Annotated in this window: 23 protein-coding genes and 1 pseudogene; 8 read left to right on the top strand and 16 right to left on the bottom strand. The window is 71.3% G+C overall.

Annotated elements, in window-relative coordinates:
* Positions 1–485 precede the first annotated feature (485 nt).
* Positions 486–3,248 (top strand): pyruvate, phosphate dikinase, encoded by a 2,763-nt coding sequence (gene ppdK, locus ACLVWQ_RS12995; protein ID WP_414108621.1) that lies wholly within the window; start codon positions 486–488, stop codon positions 3,246–3,248.
* Positions 3,249–3,571: 323 nt separating this feature from the next.
* Positions 3,572–4,936: a DUF4157 domain-containing protein gene (locus ACLVWQ_RS12990; RefSeq protein ID WP_414108619.1), complete on the top strand. Its 1,365-nt coding sequence runs from the start codon at positions 3,572–3,574 to the stop codon at positions 4,934–4,936.
* Between the two features lie 108 nt (positions 4,937–5,044).
* Here the strand turns inward: ACLVWQ_RS12990 and ACLVWQ_RS12985 are convergent, their stop codons facing one another.
* The 4 genes from ACLVWQ_RS12985 to ACLVWQ_RS12970 all read right to left on the bottom strand — a co-directional run bounded on the left by ACLVWQ_RS12985 (position 5,045) and on the right by ACLVWQ_RS12970 (position 9,999).
* The gene (locus ACLVWQ_RS12985; RefSeq protein ID WP_414108618.1) at positions 5,045–5,488 is read right to left on the bottom strand and encodes an LAETG motif-containing sortase-dependent surface protein; all 444 of its coding nucleotides are present in this window, start codon (positions 5,486–5,488) and stop codon (positions 5,045–5,047) included.
* A 244-nt stretch (positions 5,489–5,732) separates the two neighbouring features.
* Complete coding sequence (nirD, locus tag ACLVWQ_RS12980) at positions 5,733–6,128, bottom strand: nitrite reductase small subunit NirD (protein WP_414108617.1); 396 nt, start codon at positions 6,126–6,128, stop codon at positions 5,733–5,735.
* Positions 6,125–8,761 (bottom strand): nitrite reductase large subunit NirB, encoded by a 2,637-nt coding sequence (gene nirB / locus ACLVWQ_RS12975; protein WP_414108616.1) that lies wholly within the window; start codon positions 8,759–8,761, stop codon positions 6,125–6,127. The genes nirD and nirB overlap by 4 nt, the downstream gene beginning before the upstream one ends.
* Positions 8,761–9,999 (bottom strand): NAD(P)/FAD-dependent oxidoreductase, encoded by a 1,239-nt coding sequence (locus tag ACLVWQ_RS12970; protein WP_414108615.1) that lies wholly within the window; start codon positions 9,997–9,999, stop codon positions 8,761–8,763. Before ACLVWQ_RS12970 ends, nirB begins: the two co-directional genes overlap by 1 nt.
* Positions 10,000–10,719: 720 nt before the next feature.
* On the opposite strand from ACLVWQ_RS12970, the gene ACLVWQ_RS12965 reads away from it, so the two are divergent.
* Complete coding sequence (locus ACLVWQ_RS12965) at positions 10,720–11,502, top strand: sulfite exporter TauE/SafE family protein (protein WP_414108614.1); 783 nt, start codon at positions 10,720–10,722, stop codon at positions 11,500–11,502.
* A 24-nt stretch (positions 11,503–11,526) separates the two neighbouring features.
* On the opposite strand, the gene ACLVWQ_RS12960 is transcribed toward ACLVWQ_RS12965, so the two are convergent.
* Positions 11,527–12,153 (bottom strand): class F sortase, encoded by a 627-nt coding sequence (locus tag ACLVWQ_RS12960; RefSeq protein WP_414108613.1) that lies wholly within the window; start codon positions 12,151–12,153, stop codon positions 11,527–11,529.
* 110 nt (positions 12,154–12,263) lie between these two features.
* A complete protein-coding gene (locus ACLVWQ_RS12955; RefSeq protein ID WP_414108612.1) occupies positions 12,264–12,815 on the bottom strand; it encodes a hypothetical protein in 552 nt (183 codons plus the stop codon).
* A gap of 313 nt (positions 12,816–13,128) precedes the next feature.
* Between ACLVWQ_RS12955 and ACLVWQ_RS12950 the strand changes: the two genes are divergently transcribed.
* Positions 13,129–13,728, top strand: coding sequence for an NADPH-dependent FMN reductase (locus ACLVWQ_RS12950; protein ID WP_414108610.1), 600 nt, complete (start codon positions 13,129–13,131; stop codon positions 13,726–13,728).
* 43 nt (positions 13,729–13,771) lie between these two features.
* Here the strand turns inward: ACLVWQ_RS12950 and ACLVWQ_RS12945 are convergent, their stop codons facing one another.
* Complete coding sequence (locus tag ACLVWQ_RS12945; protein ID WP_414108608.1) at positions 13,772–14,269, bottom strand: GNAT family N-acetyltransferase; 498 nt, start codon at positions 14,267–14,269, stop codon at positions 13,772–13,774.
* Between the two features lie 116 nt (positions 14,270–14,385).
* On the opposite strand from ACLVWQ_RS12945, the gene ACLVWQ_RS12940 reads away from it, so the two are divergent.
* A complete protein-coding gene (locus ACLVWQ_RS12940; RefSeq protein WP_414108607.1) occupies positions 14,386–15,120 on the top strand; it encodes a translation initiation factor IF-2 in 735 nt (244 codons plus the stop codon).
* A 12-nt stretch (positions 15,121–15,132) separates the two neighbouring features.
* Here the strand turns inward: ACLVWQ_RS12940 and ACLVWQ_RS12935 are convergent, their stop codons facing one another.
* The 4 genes from ACLVWQ_RS12935 to ACLVWQ_RS12920 form a co-directional block, all read right to left on the bottom strand.
* Positions 15,133–16,389 (bottom strand): cytochrome P450 family protein, encoded by a 1,257-nt coding sequence (locus ACLVWQ_RS12935; protein ID WP_414108605.1) that lies wholly within the window; start codon positions 16,387–16,389, stop codon positions 15,133–15,135.
* A 588-nt stretch (positions 16,390–16,977) separates the two neighbouring features.
* Positions 16,978–17,475, bottom strand: a complete 498-nt coding sequence (locus ACLVWQ_RS12930; RefSeq protein WP_414108604.1) for an FBP domain-containing protein — start codon at positions 17,473–17,475, stop codon at positions 16,978–16,980.
* A 50-nt stretch (positions 17,476–17,525) separates the two neighbouring features.
* The gene (locus ACLVWQ_RS12925) at positions 17,526–19,130 is read right to left on the bottom strand and encodes an MFS transporter (RefSeq protein ID WP_414108603.1); all 1,605 of its coding nucleotides are present in this window, start codon (positions 19,128–19,130) and stop codon (positions 17,526–17,528) included.
* 664 nt (positions 19,131–19,794) lie between these two features.
* On the bottom strand, positions 19,795–20,529 hold the full coding sequence (locus tag ACLVWQ_RS12920; RefSeq protein ID WP_414108602.1) for an SDR family NAD(P)-dependent oxidoreductase: 735 nt from the start codon (positions 20,527–20,529) through the stop codon (positions 19,795–19,797).
* A 47-nt stretch (positions 20,530–20,576) separates the two neighbouring features.
* Between ACLVWQ_RS12920 and ACLVWQ_RS12915 the strand changes: the two are divergent.
* Positions 20,577–20,864, top strand: a pseudogene (locus ACLVWQ_RS12915) (transposase); the annotation flags it as partial.
* Here the strand turns inward: ACLVWQ_RS12915 and ACLVWQ_RS12910 are convergent.
* Positions 20,832–21,005, bottom strand: a complete 174-nt coding sequence (locus ACLVWQ_RS12910) for a DUF397 domain-containing protein (RefSeq protein ID WP_414108601.1) — start codon at positions 21,003–21,005, stop codon at positions 20,832–20,834. The pseudogene ACLVWQ_RS12915 and the gene ACLVWQ_RS12910 sit on opposite strands and share 33 nt — an antisense overlap.
* A 3-nt stretch (positions 21,006–21,008) precedes the next feature.
* On the bottom strand, positions 21,009–21,896 hold the full coding sequence (locus tag ACLVWQ_RS12905; protein WP_414108600.1) for a helix-turn-helix domain-containing protein: 888 nt from the start codon (positions 21,894–21,896) through the stop codon (positions 21,009–21,011).
* A gap of 193 nt (positions 21,897–22,089) precedes the next feature.
* On the opposite strand from ACLVWQ_RS12905, the gene ACLVWQ_RS12900 reads away from it, so the two are divergent.
* Entirely contained in the window at positions 22,090–22,593 is a 504-nt protein-coding gene (locus ACLVWQ_RS12900) for an ATP-binding protein (protein ID WP_414108599.1), read from the top strand.
* A gap of 7 nt (positions 22,594–22,600) precedes the next feature.
* Here the strand turns inward: ACLVWQ_RS12900 and ACLVWQ_RS12895 are convergent, their stop codons facing one another.
* Positions 22,601–22,993, bottom strand: coding sequence for a VOC family protein (locus ACLVWQ_RS12895; RefSeq protein WP_414108598.1), 393 nt, complete (start codon positions 22,991–22,993; stop codon positions 22,601–22,603).
* Positions 22,994–23,467: 474 nt separating this feature from the next.
* Entirely contained in the window at positions 23,468–23,938 is a 471-nt protein-coding gene (locus ACLVWQ_RS12890; protein WP_414108597.1) for a nuclear transport factor 2 family protein, read from the bottom strand.
* A gap of 306 nt (positions 23,939–24,244) precedes the next feature.
* Between ACLVWQ_RS12890 and ACLVWQ_RS12885 the strand changes: the two genes are divergently transcribed.
* Positions 24,245–24,730 carry an Rrf2 family transcriptional regulator gene (locus ACLVWQ_RS12885; protein ID WP_414108596.1) on the top strand — a complete coding sequence of 162 codons (486 nt, stop codon included), beginning with the start codon at positions 24,245–24,247 and terminating at the stop codon, positions 24,728–24,730.
* A 164-nt stretch (positions 24,731–24,894) separates the two neighbouring features.
* Here the strand turns inward: ACLVWQ_RS12885 and ACLVWQ_RS12880 are convergent, their stop codons facing one another.
* On the bottom strand, positions 24,895–26,541 hold the full coding sequence (locus ACLVWQ_RS12880) for a M4 family metallopeptidase (RefSeq protein WP_414108595.1): 1,647 nt from the start codon (positions 26,539–26,541) through the stop codon (positions 24,895–24,897).
* Positions 26,542–26,557: the final 16 nt, after the last annotated feature.

Here is a 26,557-nt window from a genome sequence, read left to right as displayed (position 1 = left end):
CGACGGGCTGCGACGTACCGGCACGGCCCGCTCGCGTTGTGTCGCATGGCCGGTCGGGCCCGATGCCGGGCGGTGTGACGGTCGTGTTTCCGTTCGGGGGGCGCGGTCCGCATGGTGAAATCCTGGCGTGGCGCACGGGGTGATTCTCGCCACGCTTGATCGGTGTTTCGCTCAGATGAGCGGATCTTGCTCGATTGCACTTCTCCAAAGGGTGGCACTCAGTGCCATCCTTTTCTCGTTTACGACGTGAACTCATGCGTGCTGAAGTGCGCTCAGGTGAGCGCTTCGTGGTGTCTACGTGCGTTGATTCCTTCAAGAAGTGAACGCTGTACGGCTGTGTGCCTTACCTTTCCTTGACTTTCGATCTGCTGGCGGACGGGTGGTTACAGCCGTATGACGCGTAAGTGGACGTACCCAGGTGCCTTCGATCTGGGTATGTTCCCCGTCGTCAGGGCAGCCACCGCGTCCTCGAGGAGTCGAGACCCGTGTCGGAAAACAAAGATCCCCACGTAGCTGAGAGCGGCGAAATCGGCGTCGAGGGCGTGAAGTTCGTTTATGACTTCACGGAGGGAAACAAGGAACTGAAGGACCTGCTCGGCGGCAAGGGTGCCAACCTCGCCGAGATGACCAACCTGGGCCTTCCCGTCCCTCCGGGCTTCACCATCACCACCGAGGCCTGCAAGACCTACCTCGACAGCGGCGACGAGCCGGCGGCACTGCGTGACGAGGTGAGTGCACACCTCGACGCCCTCGAAGCGAAGATGGCCAAGAAGCTCGGCCAGGCCGACGACCCCCTCCTCGTCTCGGTCCGCTCCGGCGCCAAGTTCTCCATGCCCGGCATGATGGACACCGTCCTGAACATCGGCCTCTCCGACACGTCCGTGCAGGGCCTCGCCAAGCAGGCCGGCGACGACCGCTTCGCGTGGGACTCGTACCGCAGGCTCATCCAGATGTTCGGCAAGACGGTCCTCGGCGTCGACGGCGAGCTCTTCGAGGACGCGCTGGAGGCGGCCAAGCGCGCCAAGAAGGTCTCGGTCGACACCGACCTCGAAGCGGCCGACCTGAAGAAGCTCGTCACCAAGTTCAAGAAGATCGTCAAGACCGAGGCGGGGCGGGACTTCCCGCAGGACCCGCGCGAGCAGATGGACCTCGCCATCCACGCGGTCTTCGACTCCTGGAACACCGAGCGGGCCAAGCTCTACCGCCGCCAGGAGCGCATCCCGCACGACCTGGGCACGGCCGTCAACGTGTGTTCCATGGTCTTCGGGAACCTGGGCCCCGACTCCGGCACCGGTGTCGCCTTCACCAGGGACCCGGCCTCGGGGCACCAGGGCGTGTACGGCGACTACCTGCAGAACGCGCAGGGCGAGGACGTCGTCGCGGGCATCCGCAACACCGTCCCGCTCGCCGAGCTGGAGCGGATCGACAAGGCGTCGTACGACCAGCTGATGCAGATCATGAAGACGCTGGAGAACCACTACCGGGACCTCTGCGACATCGAGTTCACCATCGAGCGCGGGCAGCTGTGGATGCTCCAGACCCGCGTCGGCAAGCGGACGGCCGGCGCCGCCTTCCGCATCGCCACCCAGCTCGTGGACCAGGGCCTGATCGACGAGGCCGAGGCGCTCCAGCGCGTCACCGGCGCCCAGCTCGCCCAGCTGATGTTCCCGCGCTTCGACGACTCGCAGGCCGCGGCCGGCCGGGTCTCGCAGATCGGCCGGGGCATCGCCGCCTCGCCGGGCGCCGCGGTCGGCAAGGCGGTCTTCGACTCGTACACGGCCGTGAAGTGGTCCCGGTCCGGCGAGAAGGTCATCCTGGTCCGCCGGGAGACCAACCCCGACGACCTCGACGGCATGATCGCGGCCGAGGGCATCCTCACCTCGCGCGGCGGCAAGACCTCCCACGCTGCCGTCGTGGCCCGCGGCATGGGCAAGACCTGCGTGTGCGGCGCGGAGGAGCTGGAGGTCGACACCAAGCGGCGCCGGATGACCGTGCCCGGCGGGCACGTCGTCGAGGAGGGCGACGTCATCTCCATCGACGGCTCCAACGGCAAGGTGTACCTGGGAGAGGCGCCCGTCGTGCCCTCGCCGGTCGTGGAGTACTTCGAGGGCCGGATGCACGCGGGCGCCGACGACGCCGACGAACTGGTGGAGGCGGTCCACCGGATCATGGCGTTCGCGGACCGCAAGCGGCGCCTCCGGGTACGGGCCAACGCGGACAACGCCGAGGACGCGCTGCGCGCCCGCCGCTTCGGCGCCCAGGGCATCGGCCTGTGCCGCACCGAGCACATGTTCCTCGGCGACCGGCGGGAACTGGTCGAGCGGCTGATCCTCGCGGACACGGACACCGAGCGCGAGGAGTCGCTGACGGCCCTGCTCCCGCTCCAGAAGCGGGACTTCGTGGAGCTCTTCGAGGCGATGGACGGCCTGCCCGTCACGATCCGCCTGCTGGACCCGCCGCTGCACGAGTTCCTGCCGGACATCACCGAGCTGTCGGTGCGGGTCGCCCTCGCGGAGGCCCGCAAGGACCCGCACGAGAACGAACTGCGGCTGCTCCAGGCCGTCCACCGGCTGCACGAGCAGAACCCGATGCTCGGCCTGCGCGGCGTACGCCTCGGGCTGGTCATCCCGGGCCTGTTCACCATGCAGGTACGGGCCATCGCGGAGGCCGCCGCCGAGCGCAAGGACGCCAAGGGCGACCCGCGCGCCGAGATCATGATCCCGCTCGTGGGCACGGTCCAGGAGCTGGAGATCGTCCGTGACGAGGCCGAACAGGTCATCGCGGAGGTACGGCAGCAGACCGGCGTGGACCTGAAACTGGCGCTCGGCACGATGATCGAACTGCCGCGTGCCGCGCTGACCGCCGGGCAGATCGCGGAGGCGGCGGAGTTCTTCTCCTTCGGCACGAACGACCTCACCCAGACGGTGTGGGGCTTCAGCCGGGACGACGTGGAGGCCAGCTTCTTCACGGCGTACCTGGAGAAGGGCATCTTCGGGGTCTCCCCGTTCGAGACGATCGACCGGGACGGCGTCGGCAAGCTCGTACGCGACGCGGTGAAGGCCGGCCGCGAGACGCGCCCCGACCTGAAGCTCGGCGTCTGCGGCGAGCACGGCGGCGACCCGGAGTCGGTCCACTTCTTCCACGAGGTGGGACTCGACTACGTCTCCTGCTCCCCGTTCCGCATCCCGGTGGCCCGCCTGGAGGCAGGCCGCGCGGCGTCCTCGGCCCAGGGCAGCGACCACCGGTAGCCGGACGGCGTCGGCCGGCCCGACTCCGGCCCGCAGAACTCCGGTCGCCCGGTCCGCAGCCCACCCTCACCGCCGGACCGACGCACCGGGGCACGAAAGAAGAAGAGGCGGCACCCTGTGCGGGGGTGCCGCCTCCGCTCGTCCGCCAACGCCGCCTCGATGCGGCGGAGTTGGACGGAATGCCGGGCATGTGTGGAGACCGGCGGGTCTTCGGAGCTGCCCTGTCCGTACATCAGGAATGCCCCGTCCGGCCTTGCCGCCGACCCCTGTGAGGCGGTTGGGTATGTTGGCAATATCTGTCCGCTGTACATCAGGGAGTGCCCATGCCCGCATACGAACGGGAGCCGGCGTCCCATCAACGGAGCGCCGTGCAGCGCTCGGTGCGTTCCGCCGCCCCGGTCCCACCCGTCCTCGACCTGCAGCGCGCGGCGGGGAACGCCGCGGTGTCGCGCCTCGTCGAGGTGCAGCGCAGGCACGACGAGGAGCGGCACGAACACGGCTCGGGCTGCGGCCACAACGAGCCCGTGCAGCGTTCGTCGGTGCTCAGCGTCATCCAGAAGGCCGGGCGGCCCGTGGATCCGGCGATCCGGGCCAAGGCCGAGCAGGGCATGGGGACCAGCTTCGGTGACGTGCAGGTGCACGACGGCCCGGACGCGCAGCGTTCGACGGCCGAGCTGGGCGCCCGCGCCTACACGACGGGCCGGCACATCGTCGTCGGCGCCGGTGGCGGCGACGAGCACACGATGCTGCACGAACTGCGCCACACCTGGCAGCAACAGCAGGGTTCCGTGGCCGGCACGGACAACGGCGGTGGCATCTCCGTCTCGAACAAGAACGACAAGGACGAGCGGGACGCGGAGTCCTGGGCCACCAGCATGAGGAACGTCTCCGCGCGGCCCCTGACCGCCTCGGCCTCCGGAGGCACGCAGGAGACCGCCACCGCGTCGGCCTCGGCGGCGCCCGCGGTGCAGCGCGCCCCGAACATCGTCACCGTCACCCGTGAGCCCGACGACTACGAGGACAACGGCGTCAGCTACGTCACCCGCGACTCCATGGCGGGCGTGCCGCGGCGCAGGAACCCGGACCAGAACACGCTGATGGGCCGGTCGGCGGGCGACGCGGTGCGGGCCTCGGGCAACCGGAACCCCGGCCACTACAGCTGGCTCCACCGCGACACCGCCTGGTCCCACGGAGACCCGGTGCACGGCACGCCGCAGCGCCGCGACAACATGCTCGCCGGCACGCAGGAGACCAACATGGAGCACCTGCGCTACGAGTCCGGCGCGTCGGGGCGCGGGGTCGACATGCTCGGGGCGCCCATCACGCAGATGGGTACGCGCGGACGCCGCGCCCCGAACGTGTACTCCCAGGCGGAGTACAGCGTCCGCTCGCCCTACGACCCGATGAACGACAGCTACAGCAGGCGGTTGGACCCCTACGACACCCGCCCCGTCGGCCAGCGCGAAAGGGCCGGCGACCTGCCGTCGCGGCACGCCATCCACGACGACATGGAGCGGAGCTACGCGCACTGGACCATGCGCGGCCTCTCCCCGTCCGCGCAGCCGGAGGAGTACCGGGAGTACGAGGAGGAAGAGCGCCGCCACCGGGATCGGGACAGCCGGTCGGCGTCCCCCCGGATCGTCTCCGTGGCACCGCCGAGCCGCCGCGACCGCGACCGCCGCCGCTGAGCGACACCGAGCGCCTCCGGGCACACCGGGAAGGCCCTCTTTCACCCTTGGTACCCACGTGGTGCTCAGGGTGGGGGAGGGCCTTCCGCGTGCCGCGCCGGGCCCGGATCAGCCGGAGTTGCCGCGCCTGCGCGCCGCGACCAGCACGCCGCCGCCCGCGAGGAGCACGAGGGCACCGCCGCCCGCGAGGTACGGGGTGACACCGCTGCCGCCGGTCTCGGCCAGGTCGGTGACCTGCTGCTCCGAGGGGCCGGACGAGGGCTGCGGCGAGGCTTCCTCGGAGTTGCCTGAACCCCCGCCGTCCGCGCCGCCCTTGTCGTCCGCGGGGACGAAGTCCGCGGGCGGCTTGTCGCAGCCGACGCCGTCCTGGTCCCGGTCCAGATGGTCGCCGTAGTGGTCGTCGCCTCTGGGGATGTCGGCGTACCCGTTCCGGTACGCCTCGGTGCAGTTCTTGAACGGGTGCAGGCCGTCGTGCGCCTCGGCGGTGACGGGCAGGGCGGCCAGGGCCAGCGCGGTGAGAGCCACGGCGGCGGGCTTGCGGAACTGGTTCACGGGAAGAGCCCCTCGGAGGTACGTCGATCGTCGTCGATCTCGGTGGATATCCGTATGGATGATCATGGAAAGGCGATCAGTCGGATTTGAGGGGACGAAAGTATGAGAGAGGCCACTGGTGTCGCGGCGGAACGGCGGACCCGTGATGCGAACGTGACGTGACCGGACGGTAACTCTCCGGTCATGGGCCTGCGTTCCGTGGACCCCGGGCGCGTGACCTGCGCCTGCGAGGTCCGGCCGGGGGCTACCTGGCCCGCACCTCGTACGTCGCCACCGTCACCGTGTCGTCGTCCAGGCAGCGGCCCGACTCCAGGTCGAAGCGCTGCTTCAGGAGGGGGGAGGCGACGAACGGGCGGCCCCGGTGCGAGCCGACGAGCCCGCGGGAGAGGACGGCCGCGCCGGAGAACGGGTCGCGGTTGTCGATCGCGTACATCCGGCCCGCGCGGTCCATGAAGAGCGCCACCTGACGCCCGTCCGGGAGCAGCGCGGCCACCCCGCGGCCGGGGATCAGCACGGACAGGTCGCAGACCGCGAACCAGTCGTCGTCGGAGACGGCGGCGGAGGCAGCGGCGGAAACGGCGGTCGGGGCGGTCGGCCTGAGCTGGATCCTGAGCGTCGTGGTCTCGGGTGCGAGCGTCATCGCTGGGCGCTTCCTTCCAGGGGGCGGGTGCCGATGGTCAGCAGCGGCAGGTCGGGCTTGATCTGGTCGCGCTCGGGGACGAAGCCGACGACCGGGTCGGGGGTGTCGGGGGCGTTCACGAAGGAGACGAAGCGGGACAGCTTCTCCGGGTCGTTGATGGTCTCGGCCCACTCGTCGCGGTAGTTGGCGACGTGCGCCGTCATCAGCGACTCCAACTCCGCGCAGATGCCCAGCGAGTCGTCCACCACGACGTCCCGGACGTGGTCCAGGCCGCCGGTGATCCGCTCCAGCCAGGTCGAGGTGCGCTCAAGACGGTCGGCCGTGCGGATGTAGAACATCAGGAACCGGTCGATGAGACGGACGAGTTCGGCGTCGGAGAGGTCCTGGGCGAGCAGGTCGGCGTGGCGCGGGGTGGCGCCGCCGTTGCCGCCGACGTACAGGTTCCAGCCGCCCGCCGTGGCGATGATGCCGAAGTCCTTCGACTGGGCCTCCGCGCACTCGCGGGCGCACCCGGAGACCGCCGACTTGAGCTTGTGCGGGGAGCGCAGGCCCCGGTAGCGCAGCTCCAGGTCGATGGCCATGCGCACCGAGTCCTGGACGCCGTAGCGGCACCAGGTCTGCCCGACGCACGACTTGACCGTCCGCAGCGACTTTCCGTACGCGTGCCCGGACTCGAATCCCGCGTCCACCAACCGGGCCCAGATCAGGGGCAGTTGCTCGACCCGCGCGCCGAACATGTCGATCCGCTGGCCGCCGGTGATCTTCGTGTAGAGGCCGAAGTCCCGGGCCACCTCGCCGATCACGATGAGCTTCTCGGGGGTGATCTCGCCGCCGGGGATGCGCGGCACGATCGAGTACGAGCCGTTCTTCTGCAGGTTCGCGAGGAAGTGGTCGTTGGTGTCCTGGAGAGCGGCCTGCTCACCGGCCAGGACATAGCCGTCGGCGCCGATCGTGGGCGCGAGCGAGGCGATGATCGAGCCGACCGTGGGTTTGCAGACCTCGCAGCCCTCGCCGCCGCGCGCGCTCTCGCGGCCGTACCGGTCAAGGAGCTGCCGGTACGAGGCGACGCGCAGGGCGAGGACGATCTCGTACAGCTCCTCGCGGGTCTGCGCGAAGCAGCCGCACAGGCCCTTGTCGACCTCGACGCCGCCCGCCTCCAGCTCGGCGGTGACGAGCTGGCCGAGCACCTTGACGCAACTGCCGCAGCCCGTACCGGCCTTGGTGCACTTCTTGACCTCGGGCACCGTCGTGCAGGAGTGCTCGGTGACCGCGCCGCGGATCGCGCCCTTGGTGACGTTGTGGCAGGAGCAGATGATCGCCTCGTCCGGCAGGGAGGACGGGCCGAGCCGGACGGGGGCGCCCGCGCCGGCCGGCAGGACGAGCTGCTCCGGGGCGACCGGCGGCACCGAGCCGGTGAACGCCCGCAGGGTGCCGTACGCGTCCGCGTCGCCGACCAGGATCCCGCCGAGCAACTCGCCGCCGCGCCCGATGACCAGCTTCTTGTACGTGCCCGAGCGGGAGTCCGAGTAGACGACGTCGAGGCAGTCGCCGGCGGCGCCGTGCGCGTCCCCGAAGGAGGCGACGTCGACGCCGAGGAGCTTCAGCTTGGTGGAGAGGTCGGCGCCGGTGAAGGCCGCCGCGTCGGCCCTGTCCGCGGCGTCCGCGGTGCGGGTGGCGGCGATCGTGGCGGCCGCCGTCTCGGCCATCTCGTAACCGGGTGCCACCAGGCCGTAGACCCGGCCGTCGGACGCCAGCGCGCACTCGCCGATCGCGAAGACGTGCGGGTCGCCGACGGTACGGCACTGCTCGTCGACGCTGATGCCGCCGCGCTCGCCCACGGTCAGGCCGCAGTCGCGGGCCAGCCCGTCACGGGGGCGTACCCCGGCCGAGAACACGACGAGATCGGTCGCCACCTCGGAGCCGTCGGAGAGCCGCATGCCCGTCACGGCGCCGTCGGCACCGGTGACGACCTCCTGCGTGCCCGTGCCGGTGTGGACCGTCAGGCCCATGTTCTCGATGGTGCGCAGCAGCGCGGCGCCGCCGCCCTCGTCGACCTGTACGGGCATCAGGCGCGGCGCGAACTCCACGATGTGCGTGGCGAGTCCGAGCCCCTTCAGCGCCCCGGCGGCCTCAAGGCCGAGCAGGCCGCCGCCGACCACCGCGCCGGTCGTGGCCCGCGCCTTCGCGTACTCCTCGATGGCGAGCAGGTCCTCGATCGTGCGGTAGACGAAGCAGCCCTCGGCGTCCTTGCCCGGCACGGGCGGCACGAAGGGGAACGAGCCGGTGGCCAGGACCAGCGTGTCGTACCCGACGACCAGCCCCGAGCGGGCCGTGACGGTCCGCGCGGTGCGGTCGACGCTCTCGGCCGGGTCGCCGATGTGCAGCTCGATGCCGTGGTCCCTGATGAACTCCGGGTCCGTCACGGACAGTTCCTCGGGTGTGCGGCCCGAGAAGTACGAGGTGAGCTGCACGCGGTCGTACGCGGGACGCGGCTCCTCGCACAGCACGACCACGCGGTGCGTGGCGGTCAGACCGCGCTCGGCCAGTGCTTCGAGGAAGCGCTGGCCGACCATGCCGTGACCGACGAGCACGATCGTGGGGCGGGGCCGGGCCTGGGGAGCCGTCGTGGGCATCAGGAGCCTCCATCGTTGGTGAGCAGGTGGAGCAGCGGAGCGCCGTCCGGGAGCGGCTCGGCTCCCTCCCAGGCGCGGGCGAGCGCGCCGACGGTGCCGAGTTCGCCGACGAGGACGCCGCCCACCAGGCGGTCGTCGCGGACGACGACCTTGCGGTAGGTGCCGCGGGTCGCGTCGGTGAGCTGGACGACGTCGTCGCCGGGCAGCGGGGTGTGCTCGCCGAACGCGGCGAGGTCGAGGGGGGTGGTGGCGGCGAGGGTGAGCCGGGTGAGGGCGCGGGTGCCCCGGTAGTGGGCGGCGCCCACCGCGGGTGCGGTGTGCGCCGGCGGGCCGGCCAGCAACTCCGCGAGCACCTCGGCCTGTTCGAGGGCGGGGGCGGCCAGTCCGTAGACCTGGCCGTCGTGCTGTGCGCAGTCACCGATCGCCCTGATGCGGGGGTCGGAGGTGCGCAGTTCGTCGTCGACGATGACGCCCTTGTGCACGGCGAGCCCCGCGTCCTGGGCGAGGCCCACCCGCGGATGCACTCCGCAGGCCAGCACCACCAGGTCGGCGTCGAGGGTGTATCCGTCGGCCATCTCGACCGAGCGGACCGCGCCGGCGGCGCAGCGCACGCCGCGTACCCGGCTCTCGGTGTGCACCTCGACGCCGAGGTCCTTGAGGTGCCGGAGCACCAACATGGACGCGGACGGGTCGAGTTGACGTTCCATCAGCCGCTCGCCCTGCTGGGCCAGCACCACCTGCGCGCCCCGTTCGGCGAGTGCGCGGGCGGCCGAGACGCCGAGCAGGCCGCCGCCGATGACGACGGCCCGGGTGCCCTGCCGTACGGCCTTCGACAGGCCCAGGCAGTCGTCCATCGTGCGGAACGCGTGTACGCCCTCGGGCAGTTCGTGCCGGTCGGGCGCGAACAGGCCGCGCAGGGGCGGGAGTACGGGGTTGGAGCCGGTGGCCAGGACCAGCGTGTCGTATGCGATCACCGTGCCGTCGGCGAGGTGCACCTGCCGTGCGGCGCGGTCGACACCCACCGCCCGGCCGCGGGTCAGCCGCTCGGGCGCCGGGAGCGCGATGACCTCCGGGGCGTACCGGCCCGCCAGGACCTCCGCGAGCAGGACCCGGTTGTACGGGGCGTGCTCCTCCTCGCCGACGAGTACGGCGGACCCGCCGAGCTCTCCGAGCCTGCGGGCGAGACGTACGCCCGCGAGACCGGCGCCGATCACCACCACACGCGTATTCGAGGTCATGTACGGCAGCGTGCGGTGCCGGTGTTACCCGACCGCATCCCCCCTGTTTCCCGCGGGGAACGCTGCCCTCAGCGAACCCCGACCGCGCATGTGAGGGTTCTCGACGGACGGAGGAGGCCACGGCGAGCCACCGGGCACCGCACCGCCCCTGGCCCCGCGCCTACCTCCGGCGCCGGCCCCGAGCCCGGCCCCGGCCCTGGTCCCGGTCCCGGTCCCGGTCCCGGCCTCGAACCCGGGCCGGACCTGGGCACGGCCTTGGGACCGGTCCCGGCCTCGGACCCGGGCACGGCCACGGTCCTGGGACCGGTCTCGGCTTCGAACTCGGCTATGGGCCAGCCCTGAGCCCAGCCCCGAGCCCGGCCCTGGTCCCGGCCTCGGACCCGGGCACGGCCACGGTCCTGGGACCGGTCCCGGCTTCGAACTCGGCCACGGGCCATCGCGGGCCCCGGCCTTGGCTACGGGCCAGCCCCGAGCCCGGTCCCGGTCCCGGCCTCGAACCCGGCCATGGCCACGGCCTTGGACCCGGCCACGGGCCAGCCCCGGCCCTGGCCTCGAACCCGGGCCGGACCCGGGCACGGCCCCGGCCCCGGCCTCGGGCCCGGTCCCCGACCACGACCACGGACCCGGGCACAGGCCCGGGACCAGCTTCGGTCCCGGCCCCGAAACCGGTCCCGGGACCGTCGCTGGGGGGTCGGGAGCGGGGCCGGTAGGGTCGTGATCATGCCCGATATATCGCTGACCATGGTCGTTGCTCTGTGCGTCGCCGCGCTCGCGGCCGGGTGGATCGACGCGGTCGTGGGTGGCGGCGGGCTGCTCCTCCTTCCCGTGCTGCTGCTCGGGCTGCCGAACTCGGGCTCGGTGGCCCAGTACGCGCTGGGCACCAACAAGGCCGTGGCGATCGTCGGTACGACGGGCGCGGCGGTCACGTTCGCGCGCAAGGCGCCCGTGGACGTCCGCACGGCGGTACGGATCGGTCTGGCGGCGCTCGCCGGGTCCACGGGCGGTGCGTTCGTGGCCGCCGGGATGAGCACCGACGTGCTGAAGCCGGTCGTCATGGTCGTCCTGCTCGGGGTCGGCACCTTCGTGATCATGCGGCCCGCCTTCGGGACCGCGCCCTCGGCCGAGCCCGTGACGCCGCGCCGCGTCCTCGCCGCGATCGGGCTCGCGGGCCTGGGCATCGGCTTCTACGACGGGCTCGTCGGCCCCGGCACCGGTACGTTCCTGGTCCTCGCCCTGACCGCGCTGCTGCACCTCGACCTCGTGACCGCCTCCGCCACCGCGAAGATCGTGAACTGCTGCACGAACGCCGGCGCGCTCGCCACCTTCGCCTGGAAGGGCACCGTGTTCTGGCAGCTGGCCGCGCTGATGGCGGTGTTCAACCTGGCCGGCGGCATGGTCGGGGCGCACACCGCGCTCAAGAAGGGCAGCGGGTTCGTCCGGGTCGTGCTGCTGACGGTGGTGTTCGCGCTGGTGGCGAAGCTCGGGTACGACTTCTGGCTCTGAGGGCCCCGCGGGTGGCCACGGCGCCTACGCCGGGCGGCTGCCCGTGAGGTGGGCGAAGACGACCACGTTCCCCCGGTAGCCGGTGCCCGCCGAGTAACCGCCCCCGCAGGTGATCACGCGCAGCTCCGGGCGCCCCGCCGCCCCGTACACCTTCTCGTCCGGGAAGTCGCGGGCGTCGTACACCTCGACCGTGTCGACCGAGAAGACGGCGACGCTGCCGTCCCGGCGTCCGACCTCGATCGTGCTGCCCCTCTCCAGTGCGCCGAGGCGGTAGAACACGGCGGGGCCCTCGGTGTTGTCCACATGGCCGGCGACGATCGCGGTGCCCTTGTCGCCCGGCGCGGTCCCGGCCGCGTACCAGCCCGCGAGGTTCTTCCTGGCGGCCGGCGGCACGTCGAGGCTGCCCTGCGGGGTGAGGCCGAGGCCCATCAGCGGGGCGTCCACCCGGATCGAGGGGATCCGGACCCGGTCGGGCGGCGAGTGCGGCAGCGCCGCGGCCGCCGGCCGGTCCACATGGCCGCCCGCACGGAACTGCGCCGCCGACGGCTGGGGCGGCGCGTGCGTCTGCGTGCCGAGGTGCAGCAGCCAGGCGCCGCAGAGGAGGGCGACGAGCGTGGCGGCGGCTATCGGGACATTGCTGGACGGGCGCACGGCGGCCCCCCTCTCGGTGTGGGGGTCCCGCGTCCCCCTCCCGGCCGCGAGGGGCGTCGGGCCCGGAGGGGGAGGGGACGGCGGTACCGGTGGACAGCGGAGGGTGTCCGTCAGATCCCGTCGCCTCTCGCCCGGCGATGCAGGAGCCAGGTACCGCCCGCGGCGGCGACGGCCAGGGCCGCCACTCCCGCCGCGGTCTGCACGGGGTCGGGGCCGAGTGCGCCGCCGACCCCCGTCTTCACACTGCCTCGTGGGACCTGCGGCCTGCTCTCCTGGGTGGAGGTGAGCGTGACCACCAGGTCGCCCGTCATCCGCAGGCCGTTCGAACAGCGCGCGACGATCTCGTACGTGCCGGGCTGGGCGGAAGGCGGCACCTTGAAATGGCCGACCGCGTCGCCCTCGTGCGCGCTGGGGATCAGCGTGAAGCCGCCCGCGCCGACGGCGCCGGCGTCGCCCGACGCGGCGTCGTTCGCCTCGCACGCCGCCGTGTTCACCGTGACCTCGGCGCCGGGCGCGACGGTGGCCGGGTACAGCTCGATGGAGCTCGACCCCGACCCGGCTCCGGTCCCGGTTTCGGCTCCGGCTCCGTGGGCGGGCGCCGCGCAGAAGCCCGCCGCGGCGACGGCGAGCGCGGTACCGGTCAGCAGGCGGGCTGTGCGCATCGTGCTTGCTCCTCGGAGTGGGGCACGACCCGCGACACCGCGATGTGCCGCTGCCTCGGTCGTGCCCTGCCCTACCGAGGTAAGTGGCAGTCGACGGCGCGCGCCTCCTGATGGCGCGTCGGAAACCGGGCGAACGAGGTCCCGGCGGGGCGTCCGCCGTGCCGTACCGGCGGTGTTTGACCAGGTCACCGGGGTGTCGGCGGGCGCGGACAAAAAGAACCCGAAGGCTGCGCGCGGCGCGTGTGAACGGGTGACCGGTGCTCACCGGCGGCGGCTTGACCTCAAGTTTGGTTGAGGTGTGAGGCTCGGCTCCATGAACCCCACCACCGAAGTTCCCGCGGCCCTCAAGGTCGCCGTCATCGCAGGCAGCAACCGGGAGGGCCGCTTCGGGCCCGTCGTCGCGGACTGGCTCCTCGGCCGGCTCCGTGAACGCGACGACGTCACGGTCGAGGTCGTCGACACCGCCGACGCGGGGCTGCCGACGGCCCTGTCCTTCTCCCCGTCCCCCGAGGTGGCCGCCGAGCTGGCGAAGGTCACCCCGAAGCTGGCCGCCGCCGACGCCTTCGTCGTCCTGACCCCCGAGTACAACCACTCCTTCCCCGCGTCGCTCAAGGCGCTCATCGACTGGCACGTCCAGGAGTGGCGCGCCAAGCCCGTCGGCTTCGTCTCGTACGGCGGTGTCTCGGGCGGTCTGCGCGCCGTCGAACAGCTCCGCCAGGTCTTCGCCGAACTGCACGCCGTCACCGTCCGCGACACGGTGTCCTTCCACAACGCGGGCGCGGCCTTCGACGACGAGGGCCGCCACCGGGACCCCGCGGCCCCCGACGCGGCGGCGAAGGCGATGCTGGACCAGCTGGTGTGGTGGGCGTCGGCGCTGCGGGACGCGAAGGCGGTGCGCCCGTACGGCGGTTGAGGCGCCGGCGTCCCGCGCGGAGCGGGGGTGTGCGCGGTACGGCCTACCGGGGCGGCAGGTCGCGCCGGTACCAGGTGCCCGGCTTGCCGCCGAGGTGGGCCGGGTCGGCGGGGCCGGCGGGCGCGAACCCGGCCTTGGCCAGCACCTTCCGGGACGCGGCGTTCTGGTGGGACACGGCGGCCCGTACGGTGCGCAGCCCGTGCCGCGCCGCCGCCAGCCGGCACACCTCCTGGACGGCCGCGGTCGCCACGCCGCGGCCGGTGGCGTGCTGCGCGACCCGGTAGCCGAGTTCCGCGGTGCGGTCCTCGATGTCGACCAGGTTGAACCTGCCGAGCACCGAGCCGTCCTCGGCGACGAGCAGGTAGAAGGCGCAGACGCCCGCCTTCTGCTCGGCCAGCAAGGCGTCGTACCGGTCGGTGAACCGGGCGAAGAAGTCGTCGCCGCGGTCGGAGATGGAGGCGGCGAAGTAGCCGCGATTGGCCAGTTCGAAGGCCAGGACCGCCGGGGCGTGGCCGGCGCTCAGCCGCTTCAGCTCGGGCATCGGCCCACCGTATCCAGGGGGCACGCGGAGGTCACGTGAGTTTCGCGCGCGACTGAGTAGGCGCCTGAGTACGCGAGCGGTTGCCCGCGGCGCGGGGGCGCCGGAAGAATGCGTGCATGCGCCAACTGCTGCTGTTCGCGACGCTGTTGCTGTGCACCGTCGGCTGCGGGGTCGCGTCGTCCTCCGAGGGCGAGGCGACGGACGCCGCGCGGGAGGTGGCCAGGAAGGCGGGCGAGCGCCTCTACGGCCAGCGTCCGCGCACGGCGGAGGAGGTGGGGCGCGCCGCCGTCGGCATCGACGGGGTGGAGGTACTGCGGGTGACGGGTACCTCGACGCATGACGGCGACGGCGTCGACCTGATCGTGCGTACGTCCGGCTCGGCGTACGACGGGCTGTTCGACCCTGATGAGGTCACCGTGCTGCGCTGCTTCGGCGTGCGGGTGTCGCCCGAGGCGCGGTGGCGTGCGGATCCGCGTGACGTGGACTGCCCGCACGGCCGTCCGCTGACCTTCGCCGCGCCGCCCGAACCGCCCCGGCTGCCGTACGAGGAGCTGCGGGCGGGGCTTCCCCGGGTGCCGGAGGGGGGCCGGGCGGACGAGGCCGAGGTGCGGCGCGCTCTCGCCGCGCTGGAGCTGGATCCGGCGATCCGTACGGAGGTGAAGGCGGACGACGGCCGGGTCGGGGTCCTCCTGTCGGTGCGGGGCAACGGGTTCGACCCGCAGGACTGCCTTCTCGCCAGGGTGGGTCCCGGCGCCACGGAGGTGTGGGCGCCGCCCCGGACGCAGCGGATGCCGGGGGAGGGCGGCTGCACCGTCGGCAACGCGCTGGACCCGGTGGCGCCACCGCACTGACAAGGTCTCGCCTCAGGCGGAGGCCGGCCGGAGGACGACCGGGAGGGCGGCCAGGCCGTTGATCGCCGTGGAGATCACGGGTACCAGTTCCGACTCGGGCACGGCCAGCCGCATGGCGGGGAACCGGGTGAAGAGCTGGGAGAGCCCGATCGCGCTCTCCAGGCGGGCCAGGGCGGCGCCGAGGCAGTAGTGCGGGCCCGCGCCGAAGGCGAGCTGGCGCTCGTAGTGGCGGGAGTCGTGGATGTCGAAGCGCGCCGGGACCGTGCCGTGCTGTTCGCGGTTGGCGGCGGCCAGCCCGACGACGATCGGCTCGCCGCGCCGCACGGTCACTCCCTGCAGGACGGTGTCCCGCAGCGCGTAGCGCATGAACAGGTTGCGCAGCGGGGTGTTCCAGTGCAGGCCCGCCTCCACGGCGGCCGGCCAGTCCAGTTCGCCGTCGAGGAGCGCGGTGAGCTGGTCGGGGCGGGTGAGCAGGGCGTGGACGGTGCTGGTCAGTGAGTTGACCGTGGTCTCGTGGCCGGCCAGCAGGATGATCTCCAGGGTGTCGATCAGTTCCTTCTCCGACAGCCTGCCGTCCTCTTCGTCCAACGTCTCGATCAGCGCGCTGGTCAGATCGCCGAGCGGGGCCGCGCGCCGGTCGGCGACCAGACGGGCCAGTACCTCGCGCTGTCCGAGCGCGGCCTTCTGCCGTTCGGCGCCGCTCACCTCGACGCTCAGCATCGTCCGGAAGTGACCGCGTAACCGGTGCTGTTGGGCGGGGTCGGTGAGGCCGAACAGCTCGCAGATGATCAGCAGCGGGAGCGGATAGGCGAACCCCTCCTTGAGGTCCGTCACCGTCCCTGGCTCCGCGGACTCCAGGCCGTCCAGCAACTCCCCGGTGATCTCACGGATCCGGGGTGCGAGCGCGTCGATGCGCCGGGGGGTGAAGGCGCGGCTCACCAGATGGCGGAGCCGGCGGTGGTCGGCCCCGTCCGCGTTGAGCATGGACTCTCCGACGATCAGGTTGAGCAGGGGCCATCCGGCGGGTATCTCCCCGCGCGTGTAGGCACCCCAGTGGCGCGGATCGCTGGAGAGGTCGGGGTGGGCGTCCAGGACCGTCTGGGCGGCCTCGGCCGACATGGCCGCCCAGACGTGGACGTCGTCCGGCAGCGCCACCGGGACCACGGGGCCGTGCCGCAGCCACTCGGCTGCCTCCTCGTGGGTCCCGCGGTTCGGATCGAGCGAGGACACGGGCTGGTCGAGCGACAGTTTCGAATGGTCGATGCGCATGGACAGCTCCAACTGCACGTGGGATACGTTGCCTTGCGTCCGTCTGCCGTGTGCGGCCGTACCGCGAAGGAAGCTGTGCCGGGTCCGGGCCGACCGCCCGAGGGCCGGAACCGTCGCCGGGCGCGAAATCCGGAGCCGACCCCACCGCCGTCATCGTAACGACCCGGCCCGCGCATGCGTACGAAGCGGACGAAGCCCGCGACCGGGGGACTCAAGTCGTCTTGTTCCCCCGGTACGTTGACCGGTTCGGAACGGGCCCGCGGGCTCGGCCGGCGGCAGGGCTCAGCGAAACGCGCCGAGCGACGTCCGTGGGTCGGGGCCGTGCCGGTACGTCGAGTCCGTCGCCTTCCGGGTGTACGGCCCGAAGACGGGAGGGTGCGGCCCTTTTGCAGGAGCTCTACGCGACGGACCGCGACGCACCGGCACGGCCCGCTCCCGTCGTGCGGCGTCCGCACCATGCCGGTCCGGACGCCGCGCCACAGGCGGTGATCGAGGTCAGCCCCCTGGATCAGTGAGCTCGTAGCTCTGAGCCCGCGGGCCGATGTGGGCCAGCGGCCTCCTGGTCGCCGTCGCCGAGCCCCGTCCGACTCAGTGGAGGACCCGCTCCACGAACGTGTCGAGGTTGCCGCGCAGGCGCTCGATCTGCTGCTCGACCGTGAGGGACTCCTCCATGCGTCCGCCCGGTGCCGCCTTCTTCTTGCCCCGTACGTACAACGAGCAGTCCAGGTCGGCGCAGAGGTAGAGGCCCACCGAGTTGCCTTCGCGGCCGGCCGGGCCCGCCTTGGGCGCGGTCATGAGCATCACGCCGCTGCCGGGATGCGTGGTCAGACACAGCGAGCACAGGCTGCGGCGCAGGAAGCCGCGGTTGCCGGACGCGAACCGCAGGGAGAGTCCGACGAGTTCATCGGCGCGTTCGACGACGAGGTACCTGCGATCGGGCGCGGACAGGTCGAACCAGCCCAGGAAGTCCAGGTCGTCCCAGTGGTCGAGGTCCGCCAGGTTCTTGGGCAGGGGGAGGCGTCTGGCCTCGCCCTTCGAGCAGTTGACGAACGAGGTACGGATGTCGCGCTCGGTCAGGGGTTTCACGGCTGATCCTTCGAGAGGTGAGGCGGACGGTGGCGGGACATGGCCCCGGCTCACGGGGCCGGTGCGTCGTTTCCGGCGGGCTTCGGCGTCCTGCCCCGTACGGTGAGGCCCGCTACCAGGGCGGCGAGCAGCAGGACGCCCGCCGAGCACCCGTACGCGACGGAGAAGCCGTGCACCGTGCCCGCGTCGACGGCCGCGCCGCCGTGGTCCGCATCGGGCGCGTGCGAGTGGACGTAACGGCTGGTGGCGCCGGTGGCGATGGTGTTGAGCAGCACGGTGCCCAGCGAAGCGCCCATCTGCTGAACGGTGTTGAGGACGGCCGAGGCCACACCGGCGTCCTGCGCGGGCACGCCTGCGGTGGCCGTCGCGTAGACCGGCATGAAGGTCAGGCCCATGCCCAGACCGAGCAGCAGCAGGGCGGGCAGCACGTGCGGGACGTACTGCGCGTGCACGGTCAGCCTGCTGAGCAGCACCATGCCGGCGGCGGCCAGCACCATGCCGGACGACATCAGGACGCGCGGCGCCGTGCGGGGGAGCAGGCGGGCCGCGATCTGGGTCGCGCCGACGGCGATGCCGGCCGAGATCGGCACGAAGGCCAGGCCCGTCCGCACCGGCGGGTAGCCGAGGACGACCTGCAGGTAGTACGTCAGGAACAGGAAGACGCCGAACATGCCGATGGTGGCCAGGCCCATCGTCGCGAGCGACCCGGCCCGGACACGGTCCTTGACGATGCGCAGCGGCAGCAGCGGGCTCGCCGCGCGGCTCTGCCACCACACGAAGGCGGCGAGCAGGAGCACGCCGGCCACGAGCGGGGTGAGCACCGAGGGGCTGTTCCAGCCGCGAGGTTCGGCCTCGCTGAAGCCGTACACGAGGGCGACGAGCCCGCCGCAGCCCAGCAGCGCGCCCGGCACGTCCAGGCGCCCGCCCCGGCGGCCGGAGCGGTCGTGCAGGAAGGCCGGTGCGCCGAGCAGGGCGGCCAGCGCGATGGGCACGTTGACGTACAGGGACCAGCGCCAGTTCGGGTACTCGGTCAGCAGACCGCCGACGATCAGCCCGACCGCGCTGCCGCCGCCGGCCAGCGCACCGTAGACCCCGAACGCCCTGGCCCGTTCCTTGGGGTCGGTGAAGGTCGTCGTCAGCAGCGACAGGGCCGAGGGCGCCAGGACCGCCGCGAACGCGCCTTGCAGGGCCCGCGCCGCGAACAGCGTCCCGGGACCGGCCGCCGCGCCGCCCAGCGCGGAGGCCGCGGCGAACCCGGCCAGGCCGATGACGAAGGCGCGCTTGCGGCCCACCAGGTCGGCGATCCGGCCGCCGAGCAGCAGCAGCCCGCCGAAGGCCAGCGTGTAGGCGGTGATCACCCACTGCCGGTCGGCGTCCGACATGCCGAGAGCGCGCTGGGCGGAGGGCAGCGCGATGTTCACGACGGTGCCGTCGAGGATCACCATCAGCTGGGCGAGGGCGATGACGGCCAGCGCCCACCAGCGCTTCGGATCCGGTGCCGGTGCCGGTGCCGGTGCAGGTGCAGGAGTCGGTTCCGGTGCCGGAGTCGCGGCGGGAACCTCGTGGTCCGGGGAACGGCCGGTGGCCGTGGAAGGCGTGGAAGGCGTGGACGGGACGGACGGGGTGGATTCCCCTCCGGGACGTTTCTTGCTCATGGCGATCACGCACGTTTCGTGTCTTGTGCTGTCGAGACAGCCGGCCAGGGACGGTCGCAGTGGTGACGACGGGCCGGTGTACGCAGCACGGGACACGGCATGGCGGTGGGGCAGCGGGAACCGCGGACAGCACCCGGGGTCTGCCTCACCAGCCGCGTGTCACTCACGCAGGCGCTCTTGCCGGCCGTGCGGCGGAGAGTGCCGAGATCACGGTGGCAGGCAAGAGAAGGGCCCGTCATCGGGCGCGCGCCCCCGCGGCCAGTGCGGCGACGAACCGCGCAGGCCAGGACGTCTCGTGACGCGGCATCTCAGGAAGACGCCGAAGACAGGAAACAGAAGGGAGGGGGAGGAACTACCGCGCGCCGCAGAGGAGGGAGGGCACACGGCCGGAGGCAACTATGGCCGCAACGCATTCAGCACGGTCCATGTCTCTCGCCTCCTTCCGGGCAGGGCACGCGGTACGTGTCGGCGCCGAGCGCGCCGAGTGGGGCGACAGAGAACCTGCCGCGCGAAATTCCGGAGCAGGATATCCCATCGACGCCACCGGGCGACCGGAATTACCGGCCGCCCACGCACACCGGGGAGGCGCACCCGGGAGGCGTCCACACGGAAGGGGTGATCGCTGGTTGTCGAGACACACCTGGATCGGCGCTGACGAGGGCGCTCATGCCTGCGCGTATCCCCCGTCGGCGAAGAACTCGGCACCGTTCACGTAGCTCGACGCGTCCGAGGCCAGGAACGTCGTCACGGCGGCGATCTCCTCGGGCTCGGCGAGCCGGCCGAGGGGGATGGCGTCTTCGGCCTCCTTGAGCACCTCGGGTGAGACCAGTTCGAGCAGACCAGGGGTGCGCGTACCGCCCGGGGACACGACGTTGACCCGGAAGCCGTGTGCGCGGGCGCTGAGGGCCCAGCCGCGGGCGAGCGCGCGGACCGCGGCCTTCGACGCGGCGTAGATCTCAAGCCCCTGGTCGGGGCGGGTCGCGGCGGTCGAACCCGTCAGGATCACCGAAGCGCCCGTGCTGAGCAGCGGCAGCGCCTGCTGGAGAGTGAAGATCACTCCCTTGACGTTGGTCGCGAACACCGAGTCGATCAGCTCTTCCGTCACCTCGCCGAACGGCGCCGCGGTGCCGACGCCGGCGTTGGCGACCAGTACGTCTATACGTCCTGCCTGGTCGCGCACGGTGCCGTAGAACGCGTCGAGCTCCGAGGGCACCGAGGCGTCGCAGACCACGCCGGTCACGCCAGGTCCGAGTTCGGCGACCGCGGCGCCGAGCGCGTCCTTGCGACGGCCTGTGACGAACACGGTGGCGCCCTCGTCGCGGAACGCCCGCGCGGTCGCGAACCCGATGCCGGTGCCGCCCCCGGTGATCACGGCGACCTTGTTCTCCAAGACGGCCATGCCGTCCTCCTTCAAGTTATGGACTGTTGCGTCCATAACTTTCCCGCGCGTCACACTCGCGGTACTTCTGGAGGCTGCGTCTGCACCTGGTGTGCACACTCGGCGGACTGCCGGTCCTGTTCGCGCTCACCGGGGCCAAGGCGGACGAGCGCGAAACGCTGCGCGACATGCTTGATACCGCTCCAGACGCCCTCGCCGTTCACCCTGGGCAGACGATCATCGGGGACAAGAACTACTTCGGCCGCGAGTTCGAGCACGGCCTACGATCACTGACCGTAACGACGCCTCTTGGACTCATTCATCTAGTGGAGCGCGCGGAGGAAGGCCGTCCAGGTGGTGGGGTGGATCTGGAGGGAGGGGCCGGCGGGGTTCTTGGAGTCGCGTATGGCGATGGTGGTGGGGATGTTGGTGGCTATCTCGACGCACTCCGCTACTTCGTCGCTGTAGGTGGCCTTGCGGTACGTGAATTCAGTCATGGTTCACAGTCCCTTGAGTAGCTCGTGGAGCAACGACTCCGACTGCCGCTCGTCGAGCGACCTTTCGGCGATCACCTCGAACATCTCACTGTAGGAGGCTGAGGCTGCCTCGTCTTCCACCCACCGTTGAGCGAAGGGGACTTCTACGTACACCACGTCCATGGCTCCGGGGGCAGCGAACGAGATGATGTTGAACGAAGCATTGAGGCCCGAGTGCGTACCGGCGCTGAACGGGTAGATTCTCAGGCTGACACTTGGCAGGTCTGCAACTTTCGTGAGTGCTTCGAGCTGGCCCCTTGCTGTCGCCGGGCCGCCTGGGAAGTTGCGGAGAACGGCTTCGTAAACGACTGCTTGCAGTGAGAGTGACGGTTCGTCGGTCAAGCGTCGGCGACGGGCGAGACGCGCCGCGATGAACTCGTCGTCCGTGTCCGGCCCCTTGGTGACTTTCACCGTGGGGTTTGCCCTCAAGCCCCGTACATACTCCGGCGTTTGAAGCAGCCCCGGAACGAACGCGGGCTGCCAGGCCTTGATGGTGGTCGCCGCGCTTTCCAGGGTGACGTATTCCTGCATGACGCCAGGGATCGTGTAGTCGTTCCACCAGCCTTTGGCCTTACGGCGCTCGCGGTCGACCCTCGCCAGTTCCAGGAGCCCGCCGACGGCCCGGGGGTCATGGATGCCGTACAGGTCGCACAGCGCTCGGATGTCCGGGTCGCGCATGGGGACCCAGCCCCGCTCCATCTTGGTGACCTTCGTGATGGATGAGGAAAGTGCCTTGGCGGCGTGTGACTGGTTCAGTCCCGCCGCCGTGCGCAGCTTGATGAGTTCTCCGCCCAGCCGGCGTCCCAGCACAGAGGAAGTGCTGTTGCCCAACGTCGGTTGATTCGCGCTCACGTCGTACTCCTTCGGCCCCGGTGCGCGATCAGTGTGTCGCGGTGAGTAGCCGTCCTGCAACCTCGATCGGATTAATTGTTCCCTGGCAAACTTGCGCGACCTTGATCCGATGCCTACCTTCGGTGGCGAACCGATCACAGAGCGGAGTCAGTTGAAGCCTGGAGCCGCTCGCCCCTGCCCGAAGGTGTGCGCCATGGTCACCCCCCACGCGTCAGAAGAGCCCGACGTCCCCGTTCTCCGTCACGACCGTCTCGACTACACCCCGCTCCCCAAGAGCGTCACCCTCGCCCGGCGTCGCGCGCACCGGCTGCTCACGGACTGGGGGCACCCGGAACTCGCCGCGGACACCGCCCTGTTGGTGTCCGAGCTGGGTGGCAACGCCGTGCTGCACGGGGGCATTCGTGACCGGCTGTTCCGGGTGGAGCTCACCCTCACCGAGCGGGTCGTACGGGTCTCCGTATCCGACCCGAGAGGGGAGCTGCGGCCGCAGCTGCGGGAGGTCGCCGCGGACGACACCTTCGGGCGCGGGCTGCTGATCGTCGGGCAGGTGGCCGACCGGTGGGGCGTGCGCAGGCTGACGGTCGGGAAGTCCGTCTGGTGCGAGCTGGATCTGGAGGCGGCGTGCCAGAAGGCCGCCGGTGACGGTGGCGGGGGCGCGCCGGCGGGCGGCTCTTCCCGCCCTGTCGGCCGTGGGTGAGGAACGGCTACTCGGGGCGTTCGCAGACCGCCTCGATGTTGTTGCCGTCGGGATCACGTACGAAGGCGGCGTAGTAGGTGTCGTGGTACCGCGGCCATACCTTCGGCGCGTGCAGGATCTCCGCGCCCAGGGCGGCAGCGGCGCGGTGGAAGGCGTCGACCGCCGACCGGTCGGGCGCGGTGAAGGCCAGGTGGCTCTCGCGGGCGCGGGCGCGGGAGCGGGAGCGGGAACCTGTCGGTTCCGGGACGGGGCCGATCCAGAACTCGGGGCGTTCGTCGCCGTATCCGACGCGGCCCTGGTGCTCGATCCGGCGGCCGGCGCCCAGGGGTGCGAGTACGGCGTCGTAGAACGCCGCGCTGGCCCGTACATCTGTGGTCTGGATCTCTACGTGGTTCAGCACGGTTCTTCCGGTCTCGTGTGAAGCGTCGGGGTCCGAGGAGGGGAGGGGGAGCGGCTCGGTCATGAAGCGCCGGTTGTCCTCTTCGTCCTGTGGCCAGGCCTGGGAGTGGGCGCGGGTGTATTCGTCCACGGCATGCGACGGCACGGGCTCTTCGGTTCCGGGTGAGTTGGCCGGACAGCGGCTTCACCTGTTCGTAGGTCGGCTCTCCGCCGGTCACCGGGAAGCCCATCATGAGGAGGCCGGAGAACTGTTCACGCCACTGCGCGACGAGGGCGTACGCGACGGCGCCGCCCGCGTCGTGGGCGACGAGCTGGACCCCACTGGAGTCGCCGAACCCGGGCAGGTCGACGGCGATCACGGTGTGTCCGGGGAGCAGGGCGGCCATGCCGGCGGTGGCGTCACCGGCGATGTCGACGCGTCCGCGGACCGGTGCGTTCCCGCGTACCGGCCGGTGGACCACCACTACGTGCCGGTTCAGCCGCCGGTGACCACTGCCGGGTCGCCCGTGGTCCACGAGGTGTGGAGTACACGGCGGTCGATGCGCCACCCGTTGTCGGTGCGGACGAAGGAGTCCGTGTACGTGCCGCCGGTGTGGTAGAAGCCGGTGCCGCGGTGGTGGTGGGCGATGACCTGCGTGCGCGTCCGCGCACCCTCAGCAGTGGGCTCGAACCAGATCGCTCCCAAGAAGTGCTGGGTGGCGTCGAGTTGGCCCATGAGACCGCCGATGGCCCCTGCGATCTCCTTCGCCCCGCGCGCCATCACGCCGGTGAACTCGTCGCCGCCCGGGATGTAGCTCTCGAAGGTGTTCTCGAGCTCCGCGGTTTCGGTGAACGTGTCGGCGAGTCGCGCGAAGTCGCGGCCGTCCAGTGCCTCGACATAGCCGAGGAGCACCGACCGGATCTCTGCTTCGTCGCGGCCGTCGATCTGCTGGGTGTGCGATGTCATCGTCCTTGGTCCCTTGTTCGCTTGTTCGTTTGTTCTCTTGCTTCTTGCGGCGGACGGATCGTTCGTTGGCGGAGTGCGGAGTGAGGTCGGCGTGCGGTCACATCTGGAAAGTGGTCCCACGGCCGGGATTGCTTGTAACCAAGATGCTTACAGCGTAACTAAATCAGTTACAGGCTCGGGCGGCAAGTCGTACGCGGTGATCTATTCGACAGATGTCGAGAGTACAGCTTGCTGTATCTGCTCTCGTTACACTTGCTCGACAGGGAACGTGTGGATGACAGGCCCCCGGAGACTTGGAGCAGCAGCGTGAGCGCGAACAGCCGCATGAGCCTGGCCGTGCACGTCCTGACCTGGCTCGCGTACGACCGGCGCGGTACCGACAAGGAGGTCGCGACCTCCCAGCGCATCGCGACCAGCGTGAACACCAACCCGGTGGTGATCCGCCGGAGCCTGGGCCGGCTGAAGGATCACGGGCTCGTGACCATCGACCACGGCAAGGGGGGCGGCTGGAATCTCGCCCGCGACGCCGCGTCGATCACGCTGCTCGATGTGTACTGCGCGAGTGCGGACGAGCCGGTCTTCGGGCTGCACGCCTCGGACCCCGACGCGGAGTGCTACGTCGGCCACGGCATCCAGCCGGTACTGACCGGGATCTACGACCGGGCGACCGACGCACTGCGCCAGTCCCTGGCCGAGGTGACCGTCGCCGATGTGCTCCGCGACACCCTGGCCGCCTACCCGGCAGCAGGCCACGCCGCCGACCAGGCACCTCGGTCGTCCGGCTCCCGGTAGTGCTTCGTCAGCCCGCCGCGTTGTCGCTGATCAAGAGCTTGCCGGAGGCTGGTGCTGGAGGGGTGGCGCGAGTCGATCCAGCCGATGGCCGGGCGGCTGCCGGGCGGCGGCGGCCCGGGTCGGCGGCCCCGGTGGGGGGCGACCGACCGGGCCTGCTGCCCGGCTCAGTTCACGCCCACCGCCGACCAGGCCGCGCCCACCGCCGCGTACTCCGCGCTGTCGGCGCCGTACAGGTCCTTCGCCGCGGAGAGCGTGGCGGTGCGGGCGCCCGCGTACTTCGTCGACGACGTCATGTAGACCGTCAGCGCCCGGTACCAGATCGCGCCCAGCTCGGCCTTGCCGATGCCCGTCACCTTCGAGCCGTCGCAGGTCGTGCCGTTGTGGGCGACGCCGCCGATGGTCTTGGGGCCGCTGCCCTCGGCGAGGAGGTACGCGAAGTGGTTGGCGACCCCCGAGGAGTAGTGGACGTCGAGGTCACCGACCGAAGAGGTCCAGCAGTCCGCCGAGTTGCCGTCCTTGGACGGCTGGTCCATGTAGCGGAGCGCGGAGCGGCCGAAGCCGGACTTCACGACCTTCTCGCCGATCAGCCAGTCCCCGGGGTCCGAGGAGTTGGCGGCGTAGAACTCGACCAGGGTGCCGAAGATGTCGGAGGTCGCCTCGTTCAGGCCGCCGGGCTCGCCCGAGTAGGTGAGCGCCGCCGTCTTCGACGTCACGCCGTGCGACATCTCGTGGCCGCTCACGTCCAGTGACACCAGCGGCCCGAAGGTCGTGCCGTCGCCGTCGCCGTACGTCATGCAGAAGCATGTGTCGTCCCAGAAGGCGTTGTTGTACGCGCTGCCGTAGTGCACACGGTTGAACGAGCCCTTGCCGTCGCCCGCTATACCGGTGCGCCCGTGGACCTTCTTGTAGTAGTCCCAGGTGGTGTCGGTGCCGTACTGCGCGTCGACCGCCGCCGAGGCGCGGTCCGAAGCGGCCCCCGATCCCCAGTGGTTGTCGGTGTCCGTGAGGACGGGCGCGGCGGCACGTTCGAGGCAGAGGAACAGGATGCAGGTGTCCGTCTTGTTCTGCGCGTCGCCCGTGTACGTGTTTCCCCTTGTGGGGTCGGTCAGTCGGTACGTCGAACCGGACGGCGTCGTCTCCAGCGGGACCGTTCCGCCGTAGAGGGAACGGCCGTCGCCGGTCGCCGTCTCGATGCTGTCCCAGGCGTCGATCTGGTCGCCGGTGCGGGCGTCCGTGAGGACCACGCGGGCCGTCGGGTTGCCGAGCGAGTCCTGGCCGGCGGCCTCGGTGCGCCAGGCCAGCCGGGGTGCTCCGTGCAGGGCGTCGACGACCAGTTGGGGCTTGGCCGTCAGCTTGCGGAGCGTCTCGCCGACGTTGGCGAGGCGCAGGGCCGCCGTGGCGAGGTCGGCCGCCTTCGGGGCCGACACCGACGGCTCGACGCTCGTGAGGGAGAGCGGACGCGTGGTGGCCCGGTCGGAGTTCTGGTACTCACCGGATGACGTCAGGTGGACGACGAAGTCACCGCCCAGGACGGGCAGCTGACGGTACGTCCGGTCGTACCGGACGTGCTGCGTACCGTCCGTGTCCACGATCACGTCGCGGGCCGTGGTGTCCTGGGCGGAGGTGAGGCCCAGTCGGGCGGCCTGGTCGGCGATCACCGCTGCCGCGTTGCCGAGTGCGGTGTCCCGGCTCGGCTCGTCGGCCGCACCCGCGGCGGGGGACAGTGCGCCCGCCAGCAAGGTGGTGGCCGCGGCGGACATGCCGACGGTGGCGAGGCGTGAGCCTCGGATGTGTCGTGTCCGACTACTCATCGAACTCCTCAAGAAG

The organism is Streptomyces sp. CWNU-52B, from assembly GCF_047444975.1.
Taxonomy (GTDB): Bacteria; Actinomycetota; Actinomycetes; order Streptomycetales; family Streptomycetaceae; genus Streptomyces.
This window is presented reverse-complemented; position numbering and strand designations above follow the sequence as displayed.

Coding starts and splice junctions, on each gene's coding strand:
- nirD (WP_414108617.1), bottom strand. CDS start 6,128: ATGACGCTCGCACCCGAGACCACGACGCTCAGGATCCAGCTCAGGCCG.
- ACLVWQ_RS12880 (WP_414108595.1), bottom strand. CDS start 26,541: ATGAGTAGTCGGACACGACACATCCGAGGCTCACGCCTCGCCACCGTC.
- ACLVWQ_RS12925 (WP_414108603.1), bottom strand. CDS start 19,130: ATGAGCAAGAAACGTCCCGGAGGGGAATCCACCCCGTCCGTCCCGTCC.
- ACLVWQ_RS12920 (WP_414108602.1), bottom strand. CDS start 20,529: ATGGCCGTCTTGGAGAACAAGGTCGCCGTGATCACCGGGGGCGGCACC.
- ACLVWQ_RS12940 (WP_414108607.1), top strand. CDS start 14,386: ATGCGCCAACTGCTGCTGTTCGCGACGCTGTTGCTGTGCACCGTCGGC.
- ACLVWQ_RS12955 (WP_414108612.1), bottom strand. CDS start 12,815: ATGCGCACAGCCCGCCTGCTGACCGGTACCGCGCTCGCCGTCGCCGCG.
- ACLVWQ_RS12900 (WP_414108599.1), top strand. CDS start 22,090: ATGGTCACCCCCCACGCGTCAGAAGAGCCCGACGTCCCCGTTCTCCGT.
- ACLVWQ_RS12935 (WP_414108605.1), bottom strand. CDS start 16,389: ATGCGCATCGACCATTCGAAACTGTCGCTCGACCAGCCCGTGTCCTCG.
- ACLVWQ_RS12890 (WP_414108597.1), bottom strand. CDS start 23,938: ATGACATCGCACACCCAGCAGATCGACGGCCGCGACGAAGCAGAGATC.
- ACLVWQ_RS12965 (WP_414108614.1), top strand. CDS start 10,720: ATGCCCGATATATCGCTGACCATGGTCGTTGCTCTGTGCGTCGCCGCG.
- ACLVWQ_RS12910 (WP_414108601.1), bottom strand. CDS start 21,005: ATGACTGAATTCACGTACCGCAAGGCCACCTACAGCGACGAAGTAGCG.
- ACLVWQ_RS12950 (WP_414108610.1), top strand. CDS start 13,129: ATGAACCCCACCACCGAAGTTCCCGCGGCCCTCAAGGTCGCCGTCATC.
- nirB (WP_414108616.1), bottom strand. CDS start 8,761: ATGCCCACGACGGCTCCCCAGGCCCGGCCCCGCCCCACGATCGTGCTC.
- ACLVWQ_RS12990 (WP_414108619.1), top strand. CDS start 3,572: ATGCCCGCATACGAACGGGAGCCGGCGTCCCATCAACGGAGCGCCGTG.
- ACLVWQ_RS12945 (WP_414108608.1), bottom strand. CDS start 14,269: ATGCCCGAGCTGAAGCGGCTGAGCGCCGGCCACGCCCCGGCGGTCCTG.
- ACLVWQ_RS12970 (WP_414108615.1), bottom strand. CDS start 9,999: ATGACCTCGAATACGCGTGTGGTGGTGATCGGCGCCGGTCTCGCGGGC.